1 protein-coding gene is annotated in these 520 nt (G+C 76.5%); it reads right to left on the reverse strand.

Annotated elements, in window-relative coordinates:
* A partial coding sequence (locus JGS39_RS40125; RefSeq protein WP_219574671.1) for a GNAT family N-acetyltransferase occupies positions 1 to 403 on the reverse strand: 403 nt, incomplete at its 3' end.
* Positions 404 to 520 lie beyond the last annotated feature (117 nt).

Below are 520 nucleotides of genomic sequence, written 5' to 3' on the forward strand. Positions count from 1 at the left end.
CGTGGGCGACGACGGTACGGACCGCTCCCCCGCCCAGCAGGTGCGCGACGAGCTCCCGCGCCGCCTCCGTCGCGTATCCCCGGCCCTGGTGTTCCGTACCGATCACCCAGGCGATCTCCGCCCCGGAGCCGCGCACCGTCGCCTGCACATAGCCCGCGAGGCGGCCCTCGTCCCGGATCCGCAGCACCCAGTTCCACCACAGCTCGTCCGGGTCCGGGGATCCGGCGGTCTGCCGCGCGTACCGGGCCCGCAGCCGTTCGGCCGACTCCGGGGCGCCGCCTGTGAAGGCGTACAGGGCCGGGTCTGCGAGCACCGCCGCCATCTCGTCCGCGTACGCCACCCGCAGGGGCTCCGCGTCAAGGCGGGCGGTGGCGAAGGGCGCGGGCCCGTGGTTCGTCGTCATAGGGCGACGACCCTACGCCGGGCCCGCCGCCTGCGAAACGCCCGTGTCCACGCAGGGCCGCGCCACCCGCCACGGCGCAGAACGTCATGAGGCGTCCGCCCCGGCCGCCCCGGCCGC

It is taken from the genome of Streptomyces poriferorum (assembly GCF_019399235.1).
GTDB lineage: Bacteria > Actinomycetota > Actinomycetes > Streptomycetales > Streptomycetaceae > Streptomyces > Streptomyces poriferorum.